Below are 235 nucleotides of genomic sequence, written 5' to 3' on the forward strand. Positions count from 1 at the left end.
GAGTACCGGGACACGCGCCGGAATCTCCTTCCACTGGACTTCAAAAACCGGTGCGTGTACCAGCCGCGAAAGTTGGTAGGCGTCCTCGTTGAAGACCCCGAGTTCGATACCGGGATCACCGATACTCCATTTGTCGTAGGACCGGTCCCGGCCAACAGTTCCTTCCGAATGGACCTGCCACGGCCCGAAGTTTTCTTCCTCGAAGCCAGTAACTTCCCGCGTAACGGGGCCATTT

At 57.9% G+C, this 235-nt stretch carries 1 protein-coding gene; it reads right to left on the reverse strand.

Annotated elements, in window-relative coordinates:
- On the reverse strand, positions 1–235 hold a 235-nt coding region (locus AC1RPH_RS08530), incomplete at both ends, for a hypothetical protein (protein WP_481762155.1).

It is taken from the genome of Dellaglioa sp. CoH-57-MRSF-16, from assembly GCF_056782055.1.